General features: G+C 34.9%; 15 protein-coding genes. All 15 read left to right on the top strand.

Annotated elements, in window-relative coordinates:
* Positions 1-23: 23 nt before the first annotated feature.
* Positions 24-2,660 (top strand): hypothetical protein, encoded by a 2,637-nt coding sequence (locus H4K33_RS09230; protein WP_220485308.1) that lies wholly within the window; start codon positions 24-26, stop codon positions 2,658-2,660.
* A 312-nt stretch (positions 2,661-2,972) separates the two neighbouring features.
* Positions 2,973-4,280 (top strand): gliding motility-associated C-terminal domain-containing protein, encoded by a 1,308-nt coding sequence (locus tag H4K33_RS09225; protein WP_182648188.1) that lies wholly within the window; start codon positions 2,973-2,975, stop codon positions 4,278-4,280.
* Positions 4,281-4,675: 395 nt separating this feature from the next.
* On the top strand, positions 4,676-6,232 hold the full coding sequence (locus H4K33_RS09220; protein WP_182648186.1) for a hypothetical protein: 1,557 nt from the start codon (positions 4,676-4,678) through the stop codon (positions 6,230-6,232).
* A gap of 724 nt (positions 6,233-6,956) precedes the next feature.
* A complete protein-coding gene (locus tag H4K33_RS09215; protein ID WP_182648184.1) occupies positions 6,957-7,547 on the top strand; it encodes a PKD domain-containing protein in 591 nt (196 codons plus the stop codon).
* A gap of 40 nt (positions 7,548-7,587) precedes the next feature.
* Entirely contained in the window at positions 7,588-9,144 is a 1,557-nt protein-coding gene (locus H4K33_RS09210; protein ID WP_182648182.1) for a PKD domain-containing protein, read from the top strand.
* A 31-nt stretch (positions 9,145-9,175) separates the two neighbouring features.
* The gene (locus tag H4K33_RS09205; RefSeq protein WP_182648179.1) at positions 9,176-9,907 is read left to right on the top strand and encodes a hypothetical protein; all 732 of its coding nucleotides are present in this window, start codon (positions 9,176-9,178) and stop codon (positions 9,905-9,907) included.
* A 24-nt stretch (positions 9,908-9,931) separates the two neighbouring features.
* Positions 9,932-10,672: a hypothetical protein gene (locus tag H4K33_RS09200; RefSeq protein WP_182648177.1), complete on the top strand. Its 741-nt coding sequence runs from the start codon at positions 9,932-9,934 to the stop codon at positions 10,670-10,672.
* A 1,058-nt stretch (positions 10,673-11,730) separates the two neighbouring features.
* On the top strand, positions 11,731-15,018 hold the full coding sequence (locus H4K33_RS09195; RefSeq protein ID WP_182648174.1) for a hypothetical protein: 3,288 nt from the start codon (positions 11,731-11,733) through the stop codon (positions 15,016-15,018).
* A gap of 38 nt (positions 15,019-15,056) precedes the next feature.
* On the top strand, positions 15,057-15,785 hold the full coding sequence (locus H4K33_RS09190; protein WP_182648173.1) for a hypothetical protein: 729 nt from the start codon (positions 15,057-15,059) through the stop codon (positions 15,783-15,785).
* A gap of 8 nt (positions 15,786-15,793) precedes the next feature.
* Positions 15,794-16,501: a hypothetical protein gene (locus H4K33_RS09185; protein ID WP_182648171.1), complete on the top strand. Its 708-nt coding sequence runs from the start codon at positions 15,794-15,796 to the stop codon at positions 16,499-16,501.
* A gap of 4 nt (positions 16,502-16,505) precedes the next feature.
* Positions 16,506-17,231, top strand: a complete 726-nt coding sequence (locus tag H4K33_RS09180) for a hypothetical protein (RefSeq protein ID WP_182648170.1) — start codon at positions 16,506-16,508, stop codon at positions 17,229-17,231.
* Between the two features lie 53 nt (positions 17,232-17,284).
* A complete protein-coding gene (locus H4K33_RS09175) occupies positions 17,285-18,586 on the top strand; it encodes a gliding motility-associated C-terminal domain-containing protein (protein ID WP_182648167.1) in 1,302 nt (433 codons plus the stop codon).
* An 11-nt stretch (positions 18,587-18,597) separates the two neighbouring features.
* Positions 18,598-19,530, top strand: a complete 933-nt coding sequence (locus tag H4K33_RS09170) for a type IX secretion system membrane protein PorP/SprF (RefSeq protein ID WP_182648165.1) — start codon at positions 18,598-18,600, stop codon at positions 19,528-19,530.
* Positions 19,531-19,542: 12 nt separating this feature from the next.
* Positions 19,543-21,495, top strand: coding sequence for an OmpA family protein (locus tag H4K33_RS09165; protein ID WP_182648163.1), 1,953 nt, complete (start codon positions 19,543-19,545; stop codon positions 21,493-21,495).
* 782 nt (positions 21,496-22,277) lie between these two features.
* Positions 22,278-25,169 (top strand): hypothetical protein (locus tag H4K33_RS09160; protein WP_182648161.1); only part of this gene is annotated, 2,892 nt, incomplete at its 3' end.

Genomic DNA, 25,169 nt, shown 5'->3' with positions numbered 1-25,169 from the left:
GAACTAGTATAATTGAAGAAGTTATGAAGAGAATAATACAATATACAACTTGGATTTGCTTGCTCGTATGGACTATGGGGCTTGGATATGGACAAGTAACCAAATCAGTAGGGGCGCGTATGACAGATAATACGGTTGAAAAAGAGTTGAAAACCAATGCGATTTTAGACTTAGAAAGTACGAGCAAAGGTTTTTTCTTACCGCGTATGAATACAGCACAACGTGATGCGTTGTTACAGAATATGACTGATGATAACGGATTAGCAGTATACAATGTTGACAATGATTGTATCGAATATTGGAGCGCTCGTGTCAATAAATGGAGGAGCTTGTGCGGTAGTTTATCTCCAGCAACCATAGAAATTGAAGCAGGAAGCTGTAATACTATTGCCTTTAGCGGTTTTACTATGGTAGGTGGCAAACCACAAGCACAACAAGGAACAGCGCTATCACCAGATAAACAATTTATTACGTTGCGTATTAAAGTAGATCAAATCGGAACCTATAATATTACAGCGTTAACGGATAACGGATACTTTTTTTCTGGCGAAGGTCAGTTTCAAGCTACAGGAACCTATCAAATCGTCTTAAAAGGGATGGGAACCCCCATCAATGGATACACAAATGGAGGTGGGGATATGTTGAAGTTTATGATTAACGGAAATGAATCTACGGTTTGTACCACCACTCAAGTATTGGTGATTCCTGCAGATTTGAAGTTTAGAATTACGTCGAGTACTCATCAAGCGCAAGGAAAATATTATGTTGGTGTTGGAGCGAAAGCAGAAAAAGACAATATAATTGTAGTAGATGTAAACGTTATCAATGGAGGTATGGCTACAATTAAAGCAAGTAATTCTGCCGTTGGTTTAGTGTTTAAAGCTACAAAAGAGCTAGAAAGTAATACAACTACGCAAATGGTATTAGAACCTGTAAGTGGAGAAAATATACCAAGCGAAAATACACAGACAAGCTATCCTTTAACCTTTGAAGTAAATACGCTAGATCCTGAGGAGACAATTGATGGTAAACAAGCTAATGTAGTGATTGAAGAAACAAAGATTCAAGCTCAATTTGAGCAGGTTGATTTTGGAGCAAAACCATATTATCAAGGTGATGGTTTAACCGAAACACATACCATTGAACTACCAATAAAAGTACTCGGATCAGGAAAAACCAATTTATTCCTCAAGGGAGCTGGAGGCATTGAGTTCAAAGCAGAAGAGGTGATGTTGAAAATGCCTGAAGAAGCAGATGAATTACAGTATGTTGTCTTCAAAGGAGTTAATGGAACACTTCCTGCAACAACGGGAATTGACCTGACGTTAAGTGGTGACGCAGCAAGACTTAGTATTGAAAACGATACTTTATTGCATTTGCCGATTTCAAAAAAACCAGTAGAATACACCATGGATTGCTCGACAATCAAAACAAGCAGACAAGCCATGCCATACAATAAACCCATTGGAGAAAACTATACCATTAGCTTGACTGTGGACGTTGTTGTAGCTGGAGAGTATGAAATTACAACTAGTATGCCTATTGATGGTATTATTTTTAGTACAACAAGAGGGGGAGTAAAACAAGTATTTACGCAAACGGGTAGACAAGAGGTAACACTTTATGCCGTGGATGGAACAAAAATTCCAACGAGTAGAGGAGAATATACTGTGGAGTTGATTGCTAATGATGGCTCAGAAGCCAGATGTAATCAGGTGAAGTTGAAAGTGGGTTATAGCGATATTAATATCTTGATATTAAAAGGAGCAGGAGATAGTATGTTTGAGTATACAATTAATGAAGACTTGTTCTTTACGGGTAAAAACAGCGATGGAAAGTACCGCTTTGGAGTAGGTGGAGCATTTACAGAAACCGGAGAGGTAAAAGTAAAAGTAGTAGATGTTTTAAGTGCTAATTTCCCATCCGTTAGAGCGCAGTTAGTCACAGATATTAGGGAAGGAAAGTATAACTTTATCTCAACTTCCGGACAATCTGCTGCTTATGCCATAGATTCTACTTTAGCGAATGCTTTGCATGAGTATGTTGTAAATAAGCAAGGTGTCTTATGGTTGCAAACAATCTATCACTATGCCAATGGAGAACATACGATTAACTATGTACAAGAGCATACAACGAATGTGCCTTCTTCTTTGAATTCTCCAGGAGGTGGAAAGGAAAAAGAAGGGTACCGATTGATTCAGCGATTTAATGACAATAGAGATTTGGAATCCTTCAATCAACCAAGCGAAAGGAATTATAATATGATTGTAGTGAATGAAAATGACAATTGGACTAAACCGAGAAACGGATACAACTATGTTTCTAATGGTAGAGGCGGTTATCTCGATATTCACTGGTATTTGGTTAGAGATCTAGGTGCTTTAAGTTACATCGATGCTAGGAATACTAATTTTAGGCCTTTAGTTGCAGATAGAGGCGCTCAGTTTGGCGATCAAAAAGGATTAGTTTTTGTACACCGTACTTATGAAAATCTATTTTGGGCTCCTGTTGTAAGGATATGGCCTGAAGGTATGTTGGCTGTTGACTTTAATATAAATGCAAATGGAACTCCATTGAATAGAGATGAAGGAGATACCAATACTGGAGCTTTTATGGCGAATATTTATACCGCTATTATGGAATACCTGGCTAATAAATAATAATTTTAAGTGGATGATTGATATCCACACCAACCAGAGAAACCAAAGCTAGTATGACATAAAAATGAAGTTGCACTTAATGTGTAAAACCAACATAAAGATGGAATACTAGCTGTTTCTTTTACCAACCATTTGAAATGGAATCTGCATTTACTTAACGATACGGAATCGAACTTTATAGTTAGAATGATGTTGTTTATTAGCTATTTAGTAGTGTATCTATCCTTATATCTTGTCATTCAGTATTGAATGCCTTTTGAATAGAGGAAGATAGAAGATCAAAGAGAAACGCAAATCTAATTGAATATCAGCATGAAAAAGAAAAGAAAATATAGTGTACTACTTTTGAGTATTTGCAGTGCGTTACTGTATGGGCAAGAATCTATATCAGTTGCCAATAAAGGTATCTTATCTGTGGTTTCTGATGAAATTGTCTCTTTTCAAGGAACTTTTGAAAACAGAGAAGAAGGAGATGTGACTAATGATGGAACTGTATTTTACTTTCGCGATTTTATTAATGAAGGAGCTTATGGAATCACGACGAATAAAACCACCTCTACTACCGTTTTTACGGTAGGCGAAAGAAATAAAAGAAAGAAGCAAATCGCAGGAAATGGAGTTAGTTCATTTTATAACATTGTCTTTGATAGCCCTGTAAGTCAGGTTGCTTTTGATTTGAAAAACAATATTGATGCCTCAGGAGTAGTTGAGTTTAAAGACGGGATTGTTCAGGTTGATTCAACTTTTAATCCTACAACATCGCTGTCCAAGGGGATGTTTACCTTTAATAAAGATGCCACTGCATTATATGCTAATGACGCTTCTCATGTAGATGGTTTTGTTGAAAAAGTAGGTAAAGAATCTTTTACTTATCCCCTAGGACATGACGGAAAGTATCGCCCTGCTCGTATTTCAGGATCTAAAAACAAAAGAGATATTTACCTCAGTCGCTATGTCTACAACGATCAAGCTTTTTTTGAAGGACGATCTCATGCAGTTGGAGTAATTAACAAGATTAATACAAGTGAATATTGGATCATCAACAATGCCGCAAGTAATAAGAGCGATGTATTAGTAACCTTAAGTTGGGATGATGAAACCACTTCTCCGAATGTTTTAACGAATCCAGAGGAAGAATTACACATTATTCGCTGGGATGAAGAGGCTCAGTTATGGGTAGATGAAGGAGGTGTTGTTGATATGTCTACAAAAGAAGTTACCACAATCGGCACAGTAAAAGGATACGGAATTTTTACTTTCGGAACCGTAAAAAAAGATTGGATTTTAGATGGAGATATTGTCATTTACAACCTAGTAACTCCAGATGGAGATGGAAAAAACGACTATTTTATTATAGATCACATCAAGAATTACCCGAATAATAAAGTTGAAATTTACAATCGATGGGGCGTTCGCGTCTATGAAACAACAGGCTATGATCCTGAAGGCGACGGAAGTAGTAACGTTTTTAAAGGATATTCAGAAGGCAAAAGAGTAGCAAATCAAGGAAACAAATTAGCCAATGGAACATATTATTATGTGATTACTTATGAGTATACGGATGCTAATGGAAGCAGAACAATAAAAAAAGCGGCGAACTTGCATCTAGAAAGCAACTAGTTTTTTATCTACATAAAATACCCGAAGACTATACAAGGGTACTAGTGGTAAGAATTTTCCTATCAATCTTGAATAGGTGAATTCTTACCACTTTTTTTATTATCTATTACCTTCTGATTTTTTATGAGTTTTGACTTTTCTTGAAGAAATAAGGCAGAAAAAAATATCGCGTATTGCGTATTTAGCAGCTGCTTACAACTTGCTTCAGTGTATTTAAATAAGTTACCTGTTTAGTTGTTGATTAAAAGCGAATTATTTTTATTTTTTAATTATTGATATTTTATTTTTATTACTGTTTATTGTTTTTATGTTTTTAATTTTGGTTAAAAATATGTTTTAAAAAAGCTAAATTTGTGTTTTTGTTTGTGATATATTAATAAATAAAATTGAGAAAAATGAAGAAAATGTACCTGTATTGTAGTATAATTTTTATGCTTAGTTTTAGTACTTACGCACAAAAAGAAGCTAATAATTGGTTTTATGGTTATGGACAAGGAATTACTTGGAATTCTACCCAAACATTCGAAGGAATACCAATTGATGCTCCTAATACGAGAGTTAATTTAACGGGAATACCCACGCGTTATGAATCACAAAGTGTTCGTCCACAAATGTATCCGATACGCGCCGCAGAAGGTTGTTTTTCTCTGTCTGACGAAAACGGGAAATTGTTGTTTTATTCGGATGGAACAACGATTTACAACGCAAAACACGAAATCATGGAAAATGCTACCAGTTTAAGTGGAAACAATAGCTCTACCCAATCGGGAATCATTATTCCTTATCCTAATAACAGAAAAAAGTATGTAGCTGTTTCCATTGGTATTAAAGGTGCAGGTAGTCTATCTTATAATATCCTTGATATTGAAGCCAATAATGGATTAGGAAAGCTAGAATTACCTAAGAAAAGACTCTTTACTCTTCCTGTTGGAGCTCAGTTAAGTGATTTTGTAGAATCTGTATCTGCAACAAAACATGCCAACGGCATCGACTTTTGGATTATATCAGTTCAACGTTCTGGCGCAAATAGTAAAATGGTCGCTTGGTTACTTACGGAGAATGGAATCTCTACCAGTCCTGTAACGTCTAGTATTCCGAATATGACATTATTAAATAGCCATGAGTTTTATGGTTATTTGAAAATATCACCCAATGGGAAGTATTTTTCCTTACTGTTTAAAAAGGAAAGGAATTTTTTATGGGGAGAATTTGACAATAGCACGGGTGTATTTACAAATATACGCGATTACTATTCTTTCACTCGCACTGCTTTTGATTGCTATGGGGGAGAGTTTTCTGCTAATAATCAATATTTATACCTTAGCTCTGGAACTAAGTCAAATAAAAGGGTTTATGTTTTTGATTTTCAACAACTACTTCAACATAATATCATTCCCTTAAAAACGTATGAACTTCCTGAAAGTGTTCATACAGCAGGTACACTTCAATTAGGGCCAGATTATCGAATGTATATGACGATGCTTGTGCCTATACAAAATAATGAAAGACTTCCATCACTTCTCTATCTATTTGACACACCTAATGATCCTTTAAATACCAAAGTGTATGGCTTAGAAAATTTATCTCTAAGATCAGATCAAGGTGGTGGTGGTATCTTTGGTACTATGTTGGGACTACCGAGCTTCGTGTCTTCTTTTTTTATGGATGCTAAGGGATCTTCAACTATTTGCCTTAGTGAAGAGGCCGTCTATACGATCAATACCAATGCGCAAAGACTTGAAATTGATTTTGATGAGGGAGATCGACCAATTATTGTAAATAATGTAGCAGAGCTCAAACACATCTTTAAAAAACCAGGGAATTACCTGATCAAAATTCGCCCGTTAAATAGCGCGGGATTAGTTATAGAAGATGAGGTGAAGACAGTTTATACCACAGTTTATAGTTGTTCCTTACCGGTGAACCACAATCTGTTAAATGCTGATTATTAAAATAGCAAAAAGAGCCTGCTTTTTGTCGAAAAAAGAGATGAAAACCTGTAGTTTTTATAGCGTAAAGCGCTCGCTGAAGCATATATTTTATCAGCTGTGTATAAGAAAGCTGCCAGATTGCTTGCCACTCATAAAAGGGAACGAAAAGAATTAAATTTTTCTCTTTGTTACTCGCTAATCAATTGATTAGGTAAGTTTTGTACAGGAATATGAAAAATGGACCTCGTTGATAATGTTGTGTTGTAGATTGAGCATTGATGTGCTTTTTTGTATTTAATTAACTGAATTTTAGTTATTTGTATTTTTTTAAGAAGAAGAAAGTGTTAGTACAGGAGATTATTTGTTTTTTGTTAATTAGTGTTAATTATTGGTTAAATAAATCGAAATAAAAGTATAGTAAACAGAAGTTGAGGCTGACTTTATTCAGTCGCGTTTTGAGGGGGTGTCTAAAGTTTTGTTTTACCAGAAGTGTTTTTTAGAACTAAATGAAAATAGTTTTTTGATTAAAAGCGAAATTTTAAAAATATGTTTTTAATAAAATTAGATTAAAATAAATGTATTTTTTGAGAATTGTGTATTTTATTTATTGAAATGGAGTATTAAAAAAGTTAACTTTACACTTTTTAGTAAAAAATGTTATTTTGATTTTTTTAAAAAATGCTGAAAATAAGAAGAGAAACCAACATCGATTGCCTTGCAATCAACATTTAAGATTTTAAGAAAAATGAAAAAAAAATTGCCCAAATTACTGTTTAGTATGGTGTTTATTTTTTTTGTGCTTCAAAACGCGAGTTATGCACAAGAAAATGATTTTAGTATTGTTGTTGTACCAGTTAAATCAAGTATGCTTAGTGAAGGTGTATTGAAGAGACAAGCACAATTAGAAGTACAACAAATAGAAGTATTAGATGATGCAGCACGTGATTCTTTATACCAAAGTTTGCCTGATCGTTTTTTAGGCAATGTACAAAGTAGAATAGTAATTTATGAAGATGATAAAGCATGTAGAGGAGTTGCTAAACTATTCAAATTCAACATTCCAGGTATTAACCCAAACACAAAATATGCCGTTTGGAGTTTCGGAGACGGAAGTCCGAATGAGAGAGAAGATATTTTGGGGCATCAGGGAGAAACGACATTTATGCATGTTTATCAAACACCTGGTATATACACGATAACGGTTGAATTTTTTGATAACCAGAATCGACCAAGTGGAGAAGAATCGAAACAAAGGAAAGTCATTGTTGATGTGTGTGCTCCTCCTGTTCCTCCTCAATTTTCTGTCAATCCTAATATTCACAAAGTTAGGAGATAGAAAAAAAAAGAAAAAAAGAAGAAGGTGAAAAAAGAAAAGAATGAAAAAAATATATCTATACTGTAGTATTTTATGTATACTCAGTTTAAGTGCATATGCACAAAAAGAAACATACAACTGGTTTTACGGGTCAGGACAGGGAATTACTTGGAGTAGGACTCAAGATTTTGCAGGTGCACCAATTAGCAATCCCAATACAACCGTAACGTTAAGAGGAATCCCTACGCGTTATGACCCTGTAAGTGTACATCCGAAAATGTATCACTTAAGTACAAGAGAGGGTTGTTTCTCTTTGTCGGATGAAGATGGAAATTTACTGTTTTATTCCAGCGGTACGCAAATCTACAATGCCAATCACGAAATAATGGAAAATGCTACTGGATTAAGTGGAGATACTAGTTCGGCTCAATCTGGTATTATTCTACCCATGCCGCGTAATAAAAAGAAATTTGTTGCTGTAACTATTGGAATACATCAGGGAAGAGGAGCTCTTAGATACCAAGTTCTCGATTTAGAACCAAACAATGGGCTAGGTCGTTTAGAGTTACCTAAAAATAGATCTTTTGTTCTCCCTCAAGGTGCACTGGAAAAACATTTTGTCGAATCTTTAGCGGCAATTAAGCACGCGAATGGTGTAGACTATTGGATTCTGGCTGTTCAGAGAAATGGAACAAATTCAAAAATGGTGGCTTGGCTCCTTACAGAGAACGGGGTATCAAATACACCTGTAACTTCTGTAATTCCCAATGTAGAAATGAGTTACAATAGTTCAGTTTATGGTTATTTGAAATTTTCACCCAATGGAAAGTACTTTGCTTTGATGATGTTTGAATCAGATAATATGTTGTGGGGAACATTTGATGATCGTACGGGAATATGTTCAAATATGAATGATTTTCAAACACTAACGTCAAGAAAAATAGGCCCTTATGGAGCTGAATTTTCTCCGAATAGTAAATATTTATACGTAGGCTATGGAGGGTTTTACAACAGACAGATAGCAAATGTTTTTGAGTTCCAAGAATTACTTAATGGAAATGCAGTTTTTTTAAAAACATACATAGATGATACGAATAGAAATGAGATAGGGGCACTACAGTTAGGACCTGATTTACGTATTTATATGTCGACATACCCTCCAACCGCTTCCTCTGATACTTCTAAATTATACGTTTTTGAAAATCCAAATGAACCTTTAAGTACAGAGGTATATGCTTTGAGAAATTTATCTCCTGGTACGGGTTCCGGAGCAGATGGAAAGTCTGGAACACGATTTGGTCTTCCTACTTTTGCAGCTTCTTTCTTTGTTGAAATTGAGGGTACAACCTCTCTATGTGTTGGAGAAGAAGCCGTATATGAACTTGTGTCTAATGCCTCAAGAATAGAAATTGATTTTGACGAAGGAGATGGTCCTACTATTATTAACAATGTACCAGAACTGAGACATACATTTAAAAAACCAGGGAATTACCTAATTAAACTGCGCCCATTGAATAACCTTGGAGTGCCTATTCCAGATCAGGTGAAAACGATTTATACAACCGTATATAGTTGTTATTTGCCTGTAAATCACAATTTAATAAATGCTGATTATTAGCCAGTCGATTATGAAGCAAAAAAATAGAATTATGAAATATTTTGTATTGACTCTTTTGTTCGTATTGAGTTTTACATTTGCCGAAGCACAAGTGGTTATCGGGTCGGATTTAGTAAATGAAAGAGCAGCAATCCTCGATTTGAAAAGTCAAGAATCTGCAGCAAATAATATAACGGCCACAACCGGTGGATTGTTATTACCTCGTGTAGCTTTGGTCAATCTCAACACCCTCGAACCTTTTATCGCTACTACCGATGCTGAATGGATAAACCCTAGTGAAAAAGAAGCTTTACAAAGAGGTCATATCGGATTGGAAATTTATAATACAACCGATAATGGTGATATTAAACCCGGAACCTTTTTGTGGGATGGAACCAAGTGGAGACGCGTGTTTCGCCAAACCATACCTGGTGAAAACAATCGAATTATTTTTCCACTACCTGCGTTTAACCTGCCTTTAATTGATAGTAATGATCCCGAAAATACCCGACTTACTGTCAATTTATACCAAGTTTACTCCAATAACATGCTGGCGAACAATTTTATTACCAACATGGCTAATAAAAGTGATTTTGTTCGCAATAATCTCTATGGAGCAAGTGAATTGGATTACGTAGTAACCCATTATGATAAGGAAATTATTGATATTCATAGTATTAGTAATACGGGAGTAATGGAGTATACCGTAAAAAATATTAATCCCGGACCTGATGCATTCCTCAATGTTTATTTGGTTGTGCACAAAGGAAAAGAAAAGAATTAATAATATTATAAAAAACTGATAATCATGCAATTAATTAGCAAAATATACATTGCCATATTGCTCTTAGTATGGGCTGGTATTTCAACAAAAGTTGTAGCACAAGTAACCATTGGTTCTGAAGGAATACCCAATAGAGCCGCTCTTTTGGATATTAAAGATCGTACTAATCCCGGAACTAGCAATGAAACTGCCACTAAGGGAGGGCTTTTACTTCCGCGTGTTTTATTGGTAGATCAAACAACCCTAGAGCCTTTTATTTCCAGAACTGATGCAGATTGGGTGAACGCAAATACATCCAAAATAAAAGAAAAACACATGGGATTGCAAGTGTATAACTTAAGTGAAACTAACGGATTTACAAAAGGAATGTTTGTTTGGAATGGAACCAAATGGGAAAAACAAGATTTTAGACCTCTGAATGTCAACTACTTTTTCTATTTGCCTTCTTTCAATATTGAAATACGAGGAACTGTAAGACATGAAATTGATCTATATGCAGAATATGAAAGACAATTTTCTCGACGATTGAATACCAATTTTGTTTCCAATTCAAATTATACCCTAGATGTATTGCCAATGGCAGGAACAAATCGATTGTATGAACGCACTGAATTGGATTATGTAGTTACCGATTTTGATGAAACAACTATTAATCCAAGTACAATTTCAGTCTCAAATGATGGAAAACTGTCTTTTGACGTTACTAGTATGAATACATCTAAAAAGTCATATTTCAATATTATGTTCGTGATCAAACACGAGTAATATAGACGTTGGATAACCCTATTGGAAATGATTATGCAAATGTAAATCAGGTAAATGAGATAGTGTTAAAGTATTGATTAGTCAAATACTAAATATAGAGTTAAAGAGAATAAGTTAGTACGCATTAGTTTCGAAACATTGTAGAAATTAATACCTGTTTTGAATAGCATCCTACATACGTGGGATGCTATTTTTTTTGGAAGTCGGTGTAAAAACTATTTTCTCCTTTTGTCAAACTAAATTGGACTATGAGTAGACAAAAAAGATTCACGTAAAGGAGTAAGAATACAATCCTTTTTTCTTCTGTTGTGCAAAGAGCAAAAGGCGGTAGAGAAAAGGGTGTTCTGAGATGTTGTGTAAGTGATCGTTTAAAAGATAATTACGAGTTAAAATACAGCTGATTTAAGCCTTTTTTCTGTCTTGTTCTCTTATAGAGCAAGACGAGAAAATAACGCGTAAAAGTAGGGAAAATGAGAACAAAATGACGCGTATATTCTAAGTAGAAGCATTAAAAATGCAATCATGAGTCTTTGATAGGGTACTTAATTTCTACCTGAAGGTATTGATGAAAATTGGCTTAAAAAAACATAAAAATTAAGAGTTGTTTACGTTGTTGTTTTAGGGGATTAGTAGAAAAGAAATTTACGGTATTTGATTTAACGCTTAACTAACGTTTATTTTTAAAAAAAATATCCATACTTCTGATAATGAGCGAAAAAGCAGATGCGAATAATTTATTTTATTTTTTTTAATAGAAATTTGCATTTAGAGAATGTTTGGGCGTATGAAGAGGTGTTTGATAAAAATATTCCTATAGATAGAATTTCTGACCTAAAAGGTGTGATTTTATGCGAAAAAAACATTAATTGTGAATTTTATTTTTAATACAGTATTAGTATAATTACACAAAATATTGTATGTTGTTTTGGTTAAAAAGTGTGATTATATTTAATAATTTGTTGACATTGTTGTATATAATTTATTGATTGTATTTTTGTGAGGAAAAATTTTAAGAGTTATATAATTCACAAAATAACCGATTAAAAAATAAATGCAATATGATTAGAAAAGTTATTCCATTGGTAGCACTTGTTTTAAGTGGCTCAGCTATGGCGCAAGTAGGAATTGGTACTAAAAAACCCGTAAGTTCAGCACAGTTAGAAGTATTCTCATCAAAAAAAGGAGTTTTATTACCTCGAGTAGAATTAGTAAGCCTTGATAGTTATGCTCCGATTGAGGGAGACTATGAAGAAAGTCTTTTGATATACCACGTAGGGAATAGCAATATCAAAGCAGGGTTCTATTATTGGAAAGATTTCAAATGGACGGCTTTAATTTCTGGTGATGTAGTAACGGATCGAAAAAATAATACATTTAGAATTGGGCCAAATCCAACAAGAGGAAATGAAGAGTCATTAATTGTTACAGATACTCAAAACCACAGTGTTTATTTAGCAGTAGCAGATATCGCAAACAATAGCACGTTTATTAAAAACCTAACGGAAAACAGCGAGTTTATTACTAAACTAGGAGATAACGTTGAGTTTATTGAAAACATCATCAATAAATTAAGAGGCGTATACGGAAATGTTAGCTATAAGAGCACAACCAATAAATTCTACTATTTTGATGAGCATGGTGTAGAGCAAGAAATTGATTGGTCTGCCTTAAATACAACCAACGTTAGCTTTACTTTAGAACAAGATTTCTTGATTGTTAGAGATAGCGATCAAAACGAAGTGAAATTAGCTGTTGCAGAAATTGCAAACAATAGCACGTTTATTAAAAACCTAACGGAAAACAGCGAGTTTATTACTAAACTAGGAGATAACGTTGAGTTTATTGAAAACATCATCAATAAGCTAAAAGGCGTATACGGAAATGTTAACTATAATAGTGTTACTAAGAAATTCTACTATTTTGATGAGCATGGTGTAGAGCAAGAAATTGATTGGTCTGCCTTAAATACAACAAACGTTAGCTTTACATTAGAACAAGATTTCTTGATTGTTAGAGATAGTGATCAAAACGAAGTGAAATTAGCTGTTGCAGAAATTGCAAACAATAGCACATTTATTAAAAACCTAACGGAAAATAGCGAGTTTATTACTAAACTGGGAGATAATGTTGAGTTTATTGAAAACATCATCAATAAGTTAAAAGGAAAATACGGAAACGTAGGTTATGATACGGTAAACAACAATTTCTTCTATTACGATGAAAATTACAATCCAGTTGTAATTAGTTGGGATTTACTGGGTAATACAAAAATCAAGACGTTTGAGGTAAACCAAACAGAGTTGGTAATTACGGACACAGAAGACAATAGATTTGCTGTTCCCATCGACGAATTAGGTAAAATTATCGCCAATAACGATGTGTTTGTTACCGAGCTGACAGAAAACAGTGAGTTTATTACCAAACTAGGAGATAACGTTGAGTTTATTGAAAACATCATCAATAAGTTAAAAGGAAAATACGGAAACGTAGGGTATGACACAGTAAACAACAATTTCTTCTATTACGATGAAAATTACAATCCAGTTGTAATTAGTTGGGATTTACTAGGTAATACAAAAATCAAGACGTTCGAGGTAAACCAAACAGAGTTGGTAATTACGGATACAGAAGACAATAGATTTGCTGTTTCCATCGATGAATTAGGTAAAATTATCGCCAATAACGATGTGTTTGTTACAGAGTTGACAAATAACAGCGAGTTCATTACTAAATTGGGAGATAATAATGAATTTAAAGAGATTATTAAAAACAATTCAGCAGAAGCAGCGCTTACCTTAACTGATTCTACAGTAAATACGGGTGGTGTAAAAGGAGGTTTTACCTTTAACAACGGAAAAACTACCGATCTTGTTAAATATGCTGAAACGTTAACCGAATTAGCAAAAGGAAAAGACGCGGACCAAATGATCGAATATTCGTATATCGATGAAACAGGCGCTGCAGCTAATACTAAGATTACAGTTACGAAAGACATCATTAATGATTTTGAATTAATCTTAAATGACAATAGAGTAAAACAGTTGTTAGAACAATTTATTTCTGTTGCTTCAGGAGATATCTCTATCACGCGTAATCCTGCAGGAGATTTAATTATCAAAACCGCTACAGCTGAGTTTAACTTAAGCCAAGAGATTAGAGCAAAACAAAGTATCACTACTTTAGTTAATCTAGGTCAAGGAGTTTACGAGTATAAAAATGAAGATATCATTGTAAATGGTGGAGTAGGAGTTAAGATTAACGTTGTAGAAGACGTACAAAATAATTTCGAAGAAATCATTGATAATTCAGAAGTAAAAAATATTCTTAATGAGTTTTTAACCAAAAACATTTCCAATGTTACGGTTACAGATGCACCTAATGGTGACATTATTCTTACAGTAAAAGAACCGAACAAACCAGCAAGAGAAATTAATCTAACGCAATTAGTTCAAAATGAGTCTTTTGTTGCCTCTATTGATTTAAAAGATGGAACAACCAATGCAAATAGCGTACTAGCTGGATTTGAATTTAAAGATGGTAAAAACGCTGGTTCTAAAGTATTTGCAGAAACTTTAACGAAACTGAACAAAGGTCAAGATGCCAATCAAATGATTGAGTATTCATACATGGATGAGACTGGTGCAGCAGCAAATACTAAGATTACAGTAACTAAAGATATCATCAATGATTTCGAACTGATCTTAAATGACAATACGGTAAAACAATTGTTAGAACAATTTATCTCTACTACTTCAGGTGAAGTTTCTGTAACGCGTAATCCTGCTGGAGATTTGATTATCAAAACTGCTACCGCTGAGTACAACTTAAGCCAAGAGATTAGAAACAAACAAAGTGTTACAACTTTAACTAGTTTGGGTGAAGGGGTATACGAATACAAAAATGAGAATGTTATTGTTAATGGAGGAGATGGAGTTAAGATTGATGTAGTCAAAGATGTACAAAATAACTTCCAAAAAATTGTTGATGATAGTAGTGTTACCAATATTTTAAACACATTTATAAAAAATAATGTAGTTGTTAATTATTCTTATGATGAACAAATCAAACCTGAAAAATGGTTGGATACTGCAGACAAGATTGCATTGAGAATGTTTAACATCACGTTGAATACAAAAACAAATGTTATTGAAGTACCTGGAGATTTCGCATCAGTAATCCTTAATGCCCGTCTAATTCATACAGCGACAAATTCAATTACGGAAGGAGTAATTAGAAAAGAAGTTGTAGGAGGAAATACTCGTATCATTTTAGGAACAGCAGGATCATTTACCGTTGCACATCCGACAGGAACATATTATTTGATTTTAGAATATGTAAAGAAGTAACGAGGTAAGAATAGATTGTAATAATTATGAAAGATTTTATGAAGAAGCAATTAAATCTACTCGTAAGCTTCTCTCTTTTATTCTTTAGTGCTATTTCTTATGCTCAAATTGGAGTTGGTACAGAACAACCAACCTATGAATTTGAAGCAAATGGTTCAGTGCGCTTTAGAGATTTAGAAAAAGTTACCCCGTACACACATTATAGACAAGTTCGCAGTGATGATGAAGGACATTTAACAGCTATACAGATTTTTGAAGGTTATTTGACATTCAAAGATTTAATCAGACAGTTAATGCCTGCAGCTGTTCCTGTTCCCATTGGATATTCAACTGATCTAGGCTTAAAATTAAGGGTAGAACTTGAACCTAAAAGTGAAACGTATATTGTATTAACCTACAATATTCCGATCTATATGCACACAAATGTTGCAGCTGTTAAACCGCATTTTGCCGGAATGCAGTTGATTAGGAAAGAAGGTGGTAATACACAAATTTTATACGGAGGTTCAAGAAAATTTTCTTTTCCAAATACCTATCCAGGTGCTTTGGATGACACAAAAAGAGGAGTTTTTATTGACGGAAAGTATGTAGATGTAATTAAAAATACAGGTACGACGAAACGGATAGTTGAATATACGTTGACTGGATTTACAGAAGGTCCTGATTTTACCGCCATGTTTTTTGGCGATAACATGGCTGATCAAACAATGAAGAGTATGGGAGTTGGCGTTTTCTCGGCCATGATCTTTGACCAATTTAGTTTTTAATAAGAAAGATGAAACATATTTTTTTATTAGTCACCTTGTTTATAGTAAATATAGGTGTGGCTCAAGTGGGAATCGGAATTGAAAGACCAGAAGCAGATTTGGATGTCAACGTGAAAATGCAATTGAGCAATCTGCCCAATGTAAGTACACAGTTGGATAAATACAATAGAATCATCTATGCAGATGGGTATGGAAACTTAGGCTATATGGAAAGAAGTGCTGATAGTTATGTTTATGGAACAAGTTACTTCCAAACAATGAGCAATCCAGTTTCTGTAGGAACTACGTTAACTCCACTTAATTTGAGTTTGACAATTGTGATTTTACCGATGAAAAAAATGATCGTTGAAATTAACTATAACATTGTGGTGATCAACGGTGGAACTGGACTAGGGTCTATTTTATTAGGGAAAAACGAAAGCAATAGCGTAGAACTGATTTACAATTCCATGCGATCGTTTTCTTTTGCCTCCAACTATTCTACAAGAGCTAGTGCGCAGGGTAGATCTATATCGAATGTGTATTATGATGAATTAGAAAACAACACCAATCAGGTAAAATACGTCACTTATAACGTGTATGGCATGTTAAGTCAACCGAGAACGCCGAGTTCTAATACCGCTTATAATTTATTTGGTATGTGGACAAGACCTGGTGAACCCAAAAATTTAAACTGGGGAAAAGGTTCGTTGAATATTAATGTTTATGATTACTAAGACTATGAGATTACTAAAAATATGTAGCATAGGCTTGTTCGCTGTAACAACTGCCTTTGGACAAGTCGGAATCAATAATGAACATCCAGAGGCAGACTTAGATATTAAAGGAGATATCCGCATGCGCTATTTGGGTAATCCAATTCAATATAATCGATTAATCTTAGCGGATGAAGAGGGAAATTTAGGTTATAACGATTTAGGACCTAGCTCCTACTCGTTGAAGAGTATCTATTATAAAAACTTGTCTCAGAGTGTTTCTACTCAACTTGTAAATGCTACGGGTGCAGTTAATTCACCAATAGAGCTGAACATGGAAATTGAAATTAAAGTAGATTCTCGTACAGCAGTAGCAATTTCAATGGAGTATAACCTCCCCGTTACCGCAGTTTTAGCGGGTACATCTAACGATATACCGGGCTATTTGGGTGCAACTCTGTTTCGTAGAGAAAATAATGTACAATCAGAGTTAGAAGAGGGATCTCGTAAGTTTACCTTGTATAATGTACCTAAAAACTATGGGACAACTAAACATATTACAATGCCCATATCTGGAAGAGCAACAGAAATGATTACCAATACGACATCTAATGTTAAAACGATTGTCTATTCGGTTAAAGGATATGTTGAAAATGGAAGAGGAACAATGCATTTTGGTAACTTTTTGAACCCAAGCGAAAATTACGGTGAAGGAGTGTTTGTTATTCACGTATATGAAAAGCGACTGTAATCTCTTTTTAGAGAATGGACAAGAGAAGTTAAGTGATAATTTAAAAGAAAAGCATGAAAAAAAGAAAGATATACTGCACGCTACTAGGATTGAGTAGTGTGCTAATGTACGGACAAAGGTCTTCGGATATGATTAATGAAGGAGTATTCTTCGTTTCATCAGAAGACGTGGTTTCTGTTGTAGGAACTTTCGAAAATACAGACTCTGGTGATGTAATCAATGATGGTACAACAATTTACTATCAAAATTTCATTAACGATGGGTTATATGGTATTAGCCATAATATCAAAACAGGAAATGCATTATTTCTTGCAGAGGGAGTTCCCTACGCCCCAAAACAAATCACCGGAAATGGAATAAGTTCCTTTTATAATGTCGAATTTAATAGCCCTTTGCGTAAAGTAGCTTTTGACTTGAAAAACAATATGGAGGCTTCTGGAATAGTTGATTTCAAAAAGGGAATCGTTTTAGTTGACTCAACGTATAATCCAGTGACCGAAGTATCGCACGGAATGATGACCTTTAAAAGAGGAGCTCAAGCACTCAATGCAAATGAAGATTCTCATGTGGATGGCTTTGTAGAAAAAATTGGAGACGACAGTTTTGTTTTTCCTATAGGACATGACGAAAAGTTTCGTCCAGCTAAAATTTCAGCCTCAAACGAGAGAGGAAATGTTTTTGTTGGCCGTTATGTTTACAATGATACTTCCTACTTTGAAGATCGCATCAATAGAGTAGGAGCATTGAATAAAATAAGTACTTCGGAGTATTGGATTGTAGAAAATTCAGATGCTAATGAAAGTAGTGTGCTCTTGACCTTAAGCTGGGATGAAGAAACTACATCAGACGAAGTATTAACCAACCCAGAAGAAGACTTACACATTGTACGTTGGGACGAACAACAAAAAATTTGGGTCGATGAAGGAGGTGTAGTGGATATGTCAAGACAAGAAGTAACGACTATCGGTACGGTAAAAGGGTATGGGGTTTTTACCTTCGGAACGGTAAAAAAAGAATGGCTATTGGATGGCGATATCGTGGTTTATAACTTGGTTACAGCAGATGGAGATGGAAAGAATGATTACTTTATCATTGACCACATTAAAAACTATCCCAATAAAGTTGAGATCTTCAACCGTTGGGGAGCTCGCGTATACGAAACCACCAATTACGATCCGTATGGCGATGGTAGTACGAATGTTTTTAGAGGATATTCTGAAGGAAAGGCAACCGTAGACAAGGGCACAAAACTCCCAAGTGGTACATACTATTACGTCATTACCTATGAGTATACGGATGCCAATGGCAGTCGTATGATTAAAAAGGCGGCAAACCTGCACCTTGAAACCAACTAAAAACACAAGTAATGAAAAGAAAAAACACAATAAAGCAGGTATTGCTGTATGGACTAGGTTTGCTGAGTATGCATCAAGCTTTTTCCCAACAAGATCCGCAATACACCCAATACATGTATAATCCCGCAGTCATAAACCCCGCTTACGCCGGAAGTGTAAGTAATCTGCAAATCTTTGGACTATATCGCACCCAATGGGTAGGCCTAGAAGGAGCACCAAAGACAGCGTATCTCTCTGCAACAACTCCCATTTCTGATAATGGCTTGGGTATGGGTTTTCACTTTAGAAACGAGAGTTTGGGGATTATGGATGAGAACAGTTTCTCGGTAGATTTAGCCTATAGCATAGAATTAAATCACCAGTATAAACTAGCTTTCGGATTAAAGGGAAGCGGATCACTTTTGGATGTAAACTACGATAAATTATACATCTATGACGGATCAGATCCGGTTTCTGAAAACAATATCAGCAATAAGTTTTCGGGTAATATCGGGGCAGGTGTCTTTTTGTATTCTGAAAAAGCGTATGTAGGATTATCAGCACCGACTATTTTGTCTAGTAATATCTACAACGACAATGATTACAAAGTGATGAAAGAGAAAACGCAGTTTTACTTGACTGGGGGTTATGTCTTTGACATCAACTATAAACTCCAGTTTAAACCCGCAATTTTAGTAAAGGCCGCTACAGGAACACCACTAGAAGTTGACCTTACAGCCAACTTCCTGTTGTACGATAAATTTACCTTAGGAGCGGCTTATCGCTGGGATTCTTCGGTGAGTGCGTTAGCAGGTTTCCAAGTTAGCAAAGGATTATTTGTAGGATATACCTATGATGCAGACACCAGTAAATTGTCTAAATACAATTCAGGCTCTCATGAAATCTTCATGAAATTCGAACTATTTAGCAACCACAGACGAAAATACGCTCCGCGCTTTTTCTAAATCCGAACTATTATGACTAGAAAAAACATAGTACAAGTGCTGCTGCTCTTTTTTCTCTTGTCCAGTGTTCTTAGCTTTGGACAGACAAAAAAGGAACGCAAGGCCGATCGCAACTTTGATACGTACGCCTATATCGATGCAATCAAAGCCTATGAAGATATGATAGACCAAGGAGAGGCTAATACCTCTATCTTGAGTAAATTAGGAGATGCCTATTATTTTAATGGCAAATACGAAGAAGCCTTTAATGCCTATGACGAATTGTTTCACGGTCATTATGGCGATAAGGATTTATCCACACTAGATAAAGAATACTATTACCGCTACGCTCAGACCTTAAAAGCAGTCAACGAATTTGCTAAAGCAGATGAAGTTTTACAAGAATTTGGCCAACGCAATGCTTCAGATTCCAGAGCTATATTGTATATAACTCATGAAGAATTAGTAGAGAAAACGTTGACTGCTTCTCGTTACACATTAGTAAACATGTCTTCGAACAGTGCCAATTCAGATTACGGAGCCACCTTATTAGATGGCCGTTTGATTTTCACTTCTTCACGAGAGAGTGAAGAGATGAAAAATAAAGTGCACAGTTGGACCAACGAGCAATACACCAAGTTGTATGCATTGAGTATAGGTGAGGATGGAAGCTTTGGCGAACCTACTTTGTTTGCTCAAGAAATAGCTTCGAAAGATCTGAATATGGGTTCTGCAATTTTCACTAAAGATGGAGGGACGATGTATTTTACCAGTAACAAAGGAGCCTTGAAGGGCGGTAAACGCACGCAGTATAACGCAGAAGATTCTTCTGTATTGAAGATTTATCGCGCAAAGAAACAAGCCAACGGAAGTTGGGGCTCTCCTGAAGAATTGGCGTTTAACTTAGAAGAATACAATACAGCCCATCCCGCGTTAACTCCAGATGAAAAATGGTTGTACTTCGTTTCAGACCGTCAAGGAAGTATAGGTCAATCGGATTTATTTCGGGTGAGTCTTTTTGAAACAGGTCGCTTTGGCACAGTAGAACACTTAGGTGATAAAGTTAATACAGCAGGCCGCGAAACCTTTCCCTTTATATCGGACGACTATATGCTTTATTTTTCAAGCGATGGTTTACCTGGTTTTGGAGGCTTGGATATCTATCGCACCAAGATTAATCGCGATGGTCAATTAGGCGTTCCCGTAAACCTTGGACCTGATATCAATAGTAGTTACGATGATTTCAGTATTTACCTAGATGCAGCCACCCACAAAGGATTTGTAAGTTCGAACAAACCTGGAGGAAATGGAGGAGATGATCTCTATTTATTTGTGGAAGAAACCTGTATTCAATTACTAGACGGAATAGTTTCAGATATCGATACCCACGAAGGTATTGCAGAAGTTGAACTATCGCTTTACGATCGCAATCACAAATTGATTGAGACCGTTTACACCGATGAAAACGGATATTACCAAGCGAATAAACTAGCCTGCTCTCAAGGGTATAAGATGCAGGTTCGAAAAGAGAATTACTTTGATCGCGATTTTGATATTGATACAGATCGCGGCGCACATCAGCGATTTAATGTTGAGTTAGAAAAGATTAAAAAAGGAGATGATTTATTTAAGAAATTAAAATTATCGCCAATTCACTTTGATTTTAATAAGTGGAATATCCGTCCGGATGCTCAAGTTGAATTGCAGAAAGTAGTGGATGTTATGTTACAACACCCAGATATTCAGGTAGATGTTCGTTCACATACAGATAGTCGAGGAAATGATGCTTACAATATGCAATTATCAGATCGTCGTGCACAAGCAACAATCCAATGGATGATAAGCCGAGGAGTAGATGCAAGTCGCTTAACTGGACGTGGCTATGGTGAGAGTCAATTAGTTAATCACTGTGGTAACGGCGTAGACTGTACAGATGAACAACATCAAGAAAATCGACGAAGTGAGTTTATTATTATGAATATGTAAGTCGTTTTAAATAGCAGATTCATATATTTTTTTCAATGAAAAGAGGGTTAACCTATTAGGTTAACCCTCTTTTTTTATGTGGTTTATAGCTGTCTTGAGACAAGAATAAATATTAACTAATCAAATAATTTGCGCAAGATATCGCTGTTTTATCAACTTGAAAAGTAAAAAGTAAAATTTTTTACTTTCAAAATATCACTTTTTTTATTTAAGTTAAGATATTTATTATCAGTATGTTATAATTGTTTTTTTTGTAAAAATTAAGTAGTAGTTTCATTTTGAGACTTTTTTGGCACAATACTTGTTATTTTGAGAACAATAAGATTTATTAAAAAAACAAATAAATTCTACGATTGAAGTTTGAATAAAAGAGAAGGGGGGGGAGCATGAAAAGATAGATAACAGAGAAAAGTATAGCCTTTGTTTTTCGTTTTTAATGCTTTTAATCATAAAATTACACTAGTGAGTTTGTCAAAAATTTAATTTTGTAGTTTTTTTAAAAAAAACACCTGTTGAGATATTGTTAAGAAATTAAAGTCAGTTGGTGTACTAGTATTCCTTTTTAATCTAAAATTAGTAATTTTAAAATCGAAATTTGAGAATAAATTGTTTTTGAGTGAAAAGAATATATATTTCTTATTAGTAAAAAAAGTATAATATTATTAATTGTTTTTATAAACGTCTGAATTCTAGTTTAAAAGTGAATGATATTGCAGATTTTTGCAAGTAGTAATTAGATTTTTGAGTTGTTTTTTAAATGATTAGAAAAGAAACATAGTAGTATGATAAAAAGAGTAATTCCATTAGTAGCTTTAGTATTGAGCGGTACCGCATTTGCACAAATTGGTATTGGAACACCAAAAGCAGCTGATGTAGCACAGTTGGATATCGTAGCAACCGATAGAGGAATTTTAATCCCACGTATTCAATTAACAGCATTGAAAGATCATGCTCCCATCAAAGGAGATATGGTAGAAAGTTTATTAGTTTATAATACAGGTTCTTCTACTTTAGAAGCAGGTTTCTATTATTGGAAATCAAACGCATGGACGCGTTTACTATCTGGTGATAGTGTGTCAGATCGCAAGAATAATACATTCGCAATCGCAGGAAATCCAAATAAAAATGGGGAAGAATCATTAGTTATTACAGATACAGAAAATTCAAAAGTTTATTTAGCTATTGCTGATATAGCAAACAACAAAACCTTTGTTGACAATTTAGCGAACAACAACGAATTCATTTCCAAAGTAACCAACAACAGCGAATTTGTAACCAACATCATCAATACGTTAAACGACAAATACGGAAACGTGGGGTATGATGCTCAACAGAGAGAATTCTTCTACCTAGATGCTAGTGGACAAAAACAAAACATCGTGGTTGAAGATTTAAACACAACCAACCAAACATTTGCCTTAGTAAATGACGAGTTAGTTGTAACCGATTCAGACGGAAACGCAGTAAAATTAGCAGTAGCTGAGATAGCAAACAACGAAACATTCGTTACCAACTTAGCAGGAAACAATACGTTTGTAACTAAGTTAGGAGATAACAATGAATTCATTTCTAAAGTAACAAACAACAGCGAATTTGTAACGAACATCATCAATACGTTAAACGACAAATACGGAAACGTAGGATATGAAAATGGGAACTTCTTCTATATCGATGCGGCTGGAAAACACGAGATTGCAATTGAAGATTTAAACACAACCAACCAAACATTTGCCTTAGTAAATGACGAGTTAGTTGTAATCGATTCAGACGGAAACGCAGTAAAAGTAGCAGTAGCTGAGATAGCAAACAACGAAACATTCGTTACCAACTTAGCAGGAAACAATACGTTTGTAACTAAGTTAGGAGATAACAATGAATTCATTTCTAAAGTAACGAATAACGAAGAATTTGTAACCAATATCATCAATACGTTAAACGACAAATACGGAAACGTAGGATATGAAAATGGGAACTTCTTTTATATCGATGCAACAGGAAAACACGAGATTGCAATTGAAGATCTAAACACAACCAACCAAACATTTGCCTTAGTAAATGACGAGTTAGTTGTAACCGATTCAGACGGAAACGCAGTAAAAGTAGCAGTAGCTGAGATAGCAAACAACGAAACATTCGTTACCAACTTAGCCGATAACAGTACGTTTGTAACTAAGTTAGGAGATAACAATGAATTCATTTCCAAAGTAACAAACAACAGCGAATTTGTAACGAACATCATCAATACGTTAAACGACAAATACGGAAACGTAGGATACGAAAACGGAAACTTCTTCTATATTGATGCAACAGGAAAACACGAGATTGCAATTGAAGATCTAAACACAACCAACCAAACATTTGCCTTAGTAAATGACGAGTTAGTTGTAACCGATTCAGACGGAAACGCAGTAAAATTAGCAGTAGCTGAGATAGCAAACAACGAAACATTCGTTACCAACTTAGCAGGAAACAATACGTTTGTAACTAAGTTAGGAGATAACAATGAATTCATTTCTAAAGTAACGAATAACGAAGAATTTGTAACCAATATCATCAATACGTTAAACGACAAATACGGAAACGTAGGATACGAAAACGGGAACTTCTTCTATATTGATGCGGCTGGAAAACACGAGATTGCAATTGAAGATCTAAACACAACCAACCAAACATTTGCCTTAGTAAATGACGAGTTAGTTGTAACCGATTCAGACGGAAACGCAGTAAAATTAGCAGTAGCTGAGATAGCAAACAACGAAACATTCGTTACCAACTTAGCAGGAAACAATACGTTTGTAACTAAGTTAGGAGATAACAATGAATTCATTTCTAAAGTAACGAATAACGAAGAATTTGTAACGAACATCATCAATACGTTAAACGACAAATACGGAAACGTAGGATATGAAAATGGGAATTTCTTTTATATCGATGCAACAGGAAAACACGAGATTGCAATTGAAGATCTAAACACAACCAACCAAACATTTGCCTTAGTAAATGACGAGTTAGTTGTAACCGATTCAGACGGAAATGCAGTAAAAGTAGCAGTAGCTGAGATAGCAAACAACGAAACATTCGTTACCAACTTAGCCGATAACAGTACGTTTGTAACTAAGTTAGGAGATAACAATGAATTCATTTCCAAAGTAACGAATAACGAAGAATTTGTAACCAACATCATCAATACGTTAAACGACAAATACGGAAACGTAGGATATGAAAACGGGAACTTCTTCTATATTGATGCAACAGGAAAACACGAGATTGCAATTGAAGATCTAAACACAACCAACCAAACATTTGCCTTAGTAAATGACGAGTTAGTTGTAACCGATTCAGACGGAAACGCAGTAAAAGTAGCAGTAGCTGAGATAGCAAACAACGAAACATTCGTTACCAACTTAGCAGGAAACAATACGTTTGTAACTAAGTTAGGAGATAACAATGAATTCATTTCAAAAGTAACAAACAACGAAGAATTTGTAACGAACATCATTAATACGTTAAACGACAAATACGGAAACGTAGGATACGAAAACGGGAACTTCTTCTATATTGATGCAACAGGAAAACACGAGATTGCAATTGAAGATCTAAACACAACCAACCAAACATTTGCCTTAGTAAATGACGAGTTAGTTGTAACCGATTCAGACGGAAACGCAGTAAAA

Source organism: Myroides sp. WP-1, from assembly GCF_014145635.1.
GTDB lineage: Bacteria > Bacteroidota > Bacteroidia > Flavobacteriales > Flavobacteriaceae > Flavobacterium.
The sequence above is the reverse complement of the archived record's forward strand: the minus strand, read 5'-3'. Positions and strand labels throughout refer to the sequence as shown.

Coding starts and splice junctions, on each gene's coding strand:
- H4K33_RS09230 (WP_220485308.1), top strand. CDS start 24: ATGAAGAGAATAATACAATATACAACTTGGATTTGCTTGCTCGTATGG.
- H4K33_RS09205 (WP_182648179.1), top strand. CDS start 9,176: ATGAAATATTTTGTATTGACTCTTTTGTTCGTATTGAGTTTTACATTT.
- H4K33_RS09165 (WP_182648163.1), top strand. CDS start 19,543: ATGACTAGAAAAAACATAGTACAAGTGCTGCTGCTCTTTTTTCTCTTG.
- H4K33_RS09170 (WP_182648165.1), top strand. CDS start 18,598: ATGAAAAGAAAAAACACAATAAAGCAGGTATTGCTGTATGGACTAGGT.
- H4K33_RS09210 (WP_182648182.1), top strand. CDS start 7,588: ATGAAAAAAATATATCTATACTGTAGTATTTTATGTATACTCAGTTTA.
- H4K33_RS09220 (WP_182648186.1), top strand. CDS start 4,676: ATGAAGAAAATGTACCTGTATTGTAGTATAATTTTTATGCTTAGTTTT.
- H4K33_RS09190 (WP_182648173.1), top strand. CDS start 15,057: ATGAAGAAGCAATTAAATCTACTCGTAAGCTTCTCTCTTTTATTCTTT.
- H4K33_RS09185 (WP_182648171.1), top strand. CDS start 15,794: ATGAAACATATTTTTTTATTAGTCACCTTGTTTATAGTAAATATAGGT.
- H4K33_RS09215 (WP_182648184.1), top strand. CDS start 6,957: ATGAAAAAAAAATTGCCCAAATTACTGTTTAGTATGGTGTTTATTTTT.
- H4K33_RS09195 (WP_182648174.1), top strand. CDS start 11,731: ATGATTAGAAAAGTTATTCCATTGGTAGCACTTGTTTTAAGTGGCTCA.
- H4K33_RS09200 (WP_182648177.1), top strand. CDS start 9,932: ATGCAATTAATTAGCAAAATATACATTGCCATATTGCTCTTAGTATGG.
- H4K33_RS09180 (WP_182648170.1), top strand. CDS start 16,506: ATGAGATTACTAAAAATATGTAGCATAGGCTTGTTCGCTGTAACAACT.
- H4K33_RS09225 (WP_182648188.1), top strand. CDS start 2,973: ATGAAAAAGAAAAGAAAATATAGTGTACTACTTTTGAGTATTTGCAGT.
- H4K33_RS09175 (WP_182648167.1), top strand. CDS start 17,285: ATGAAAAAAAGAAAGATATACTGCACGCTACTAGGATTGAGTAGTGTG.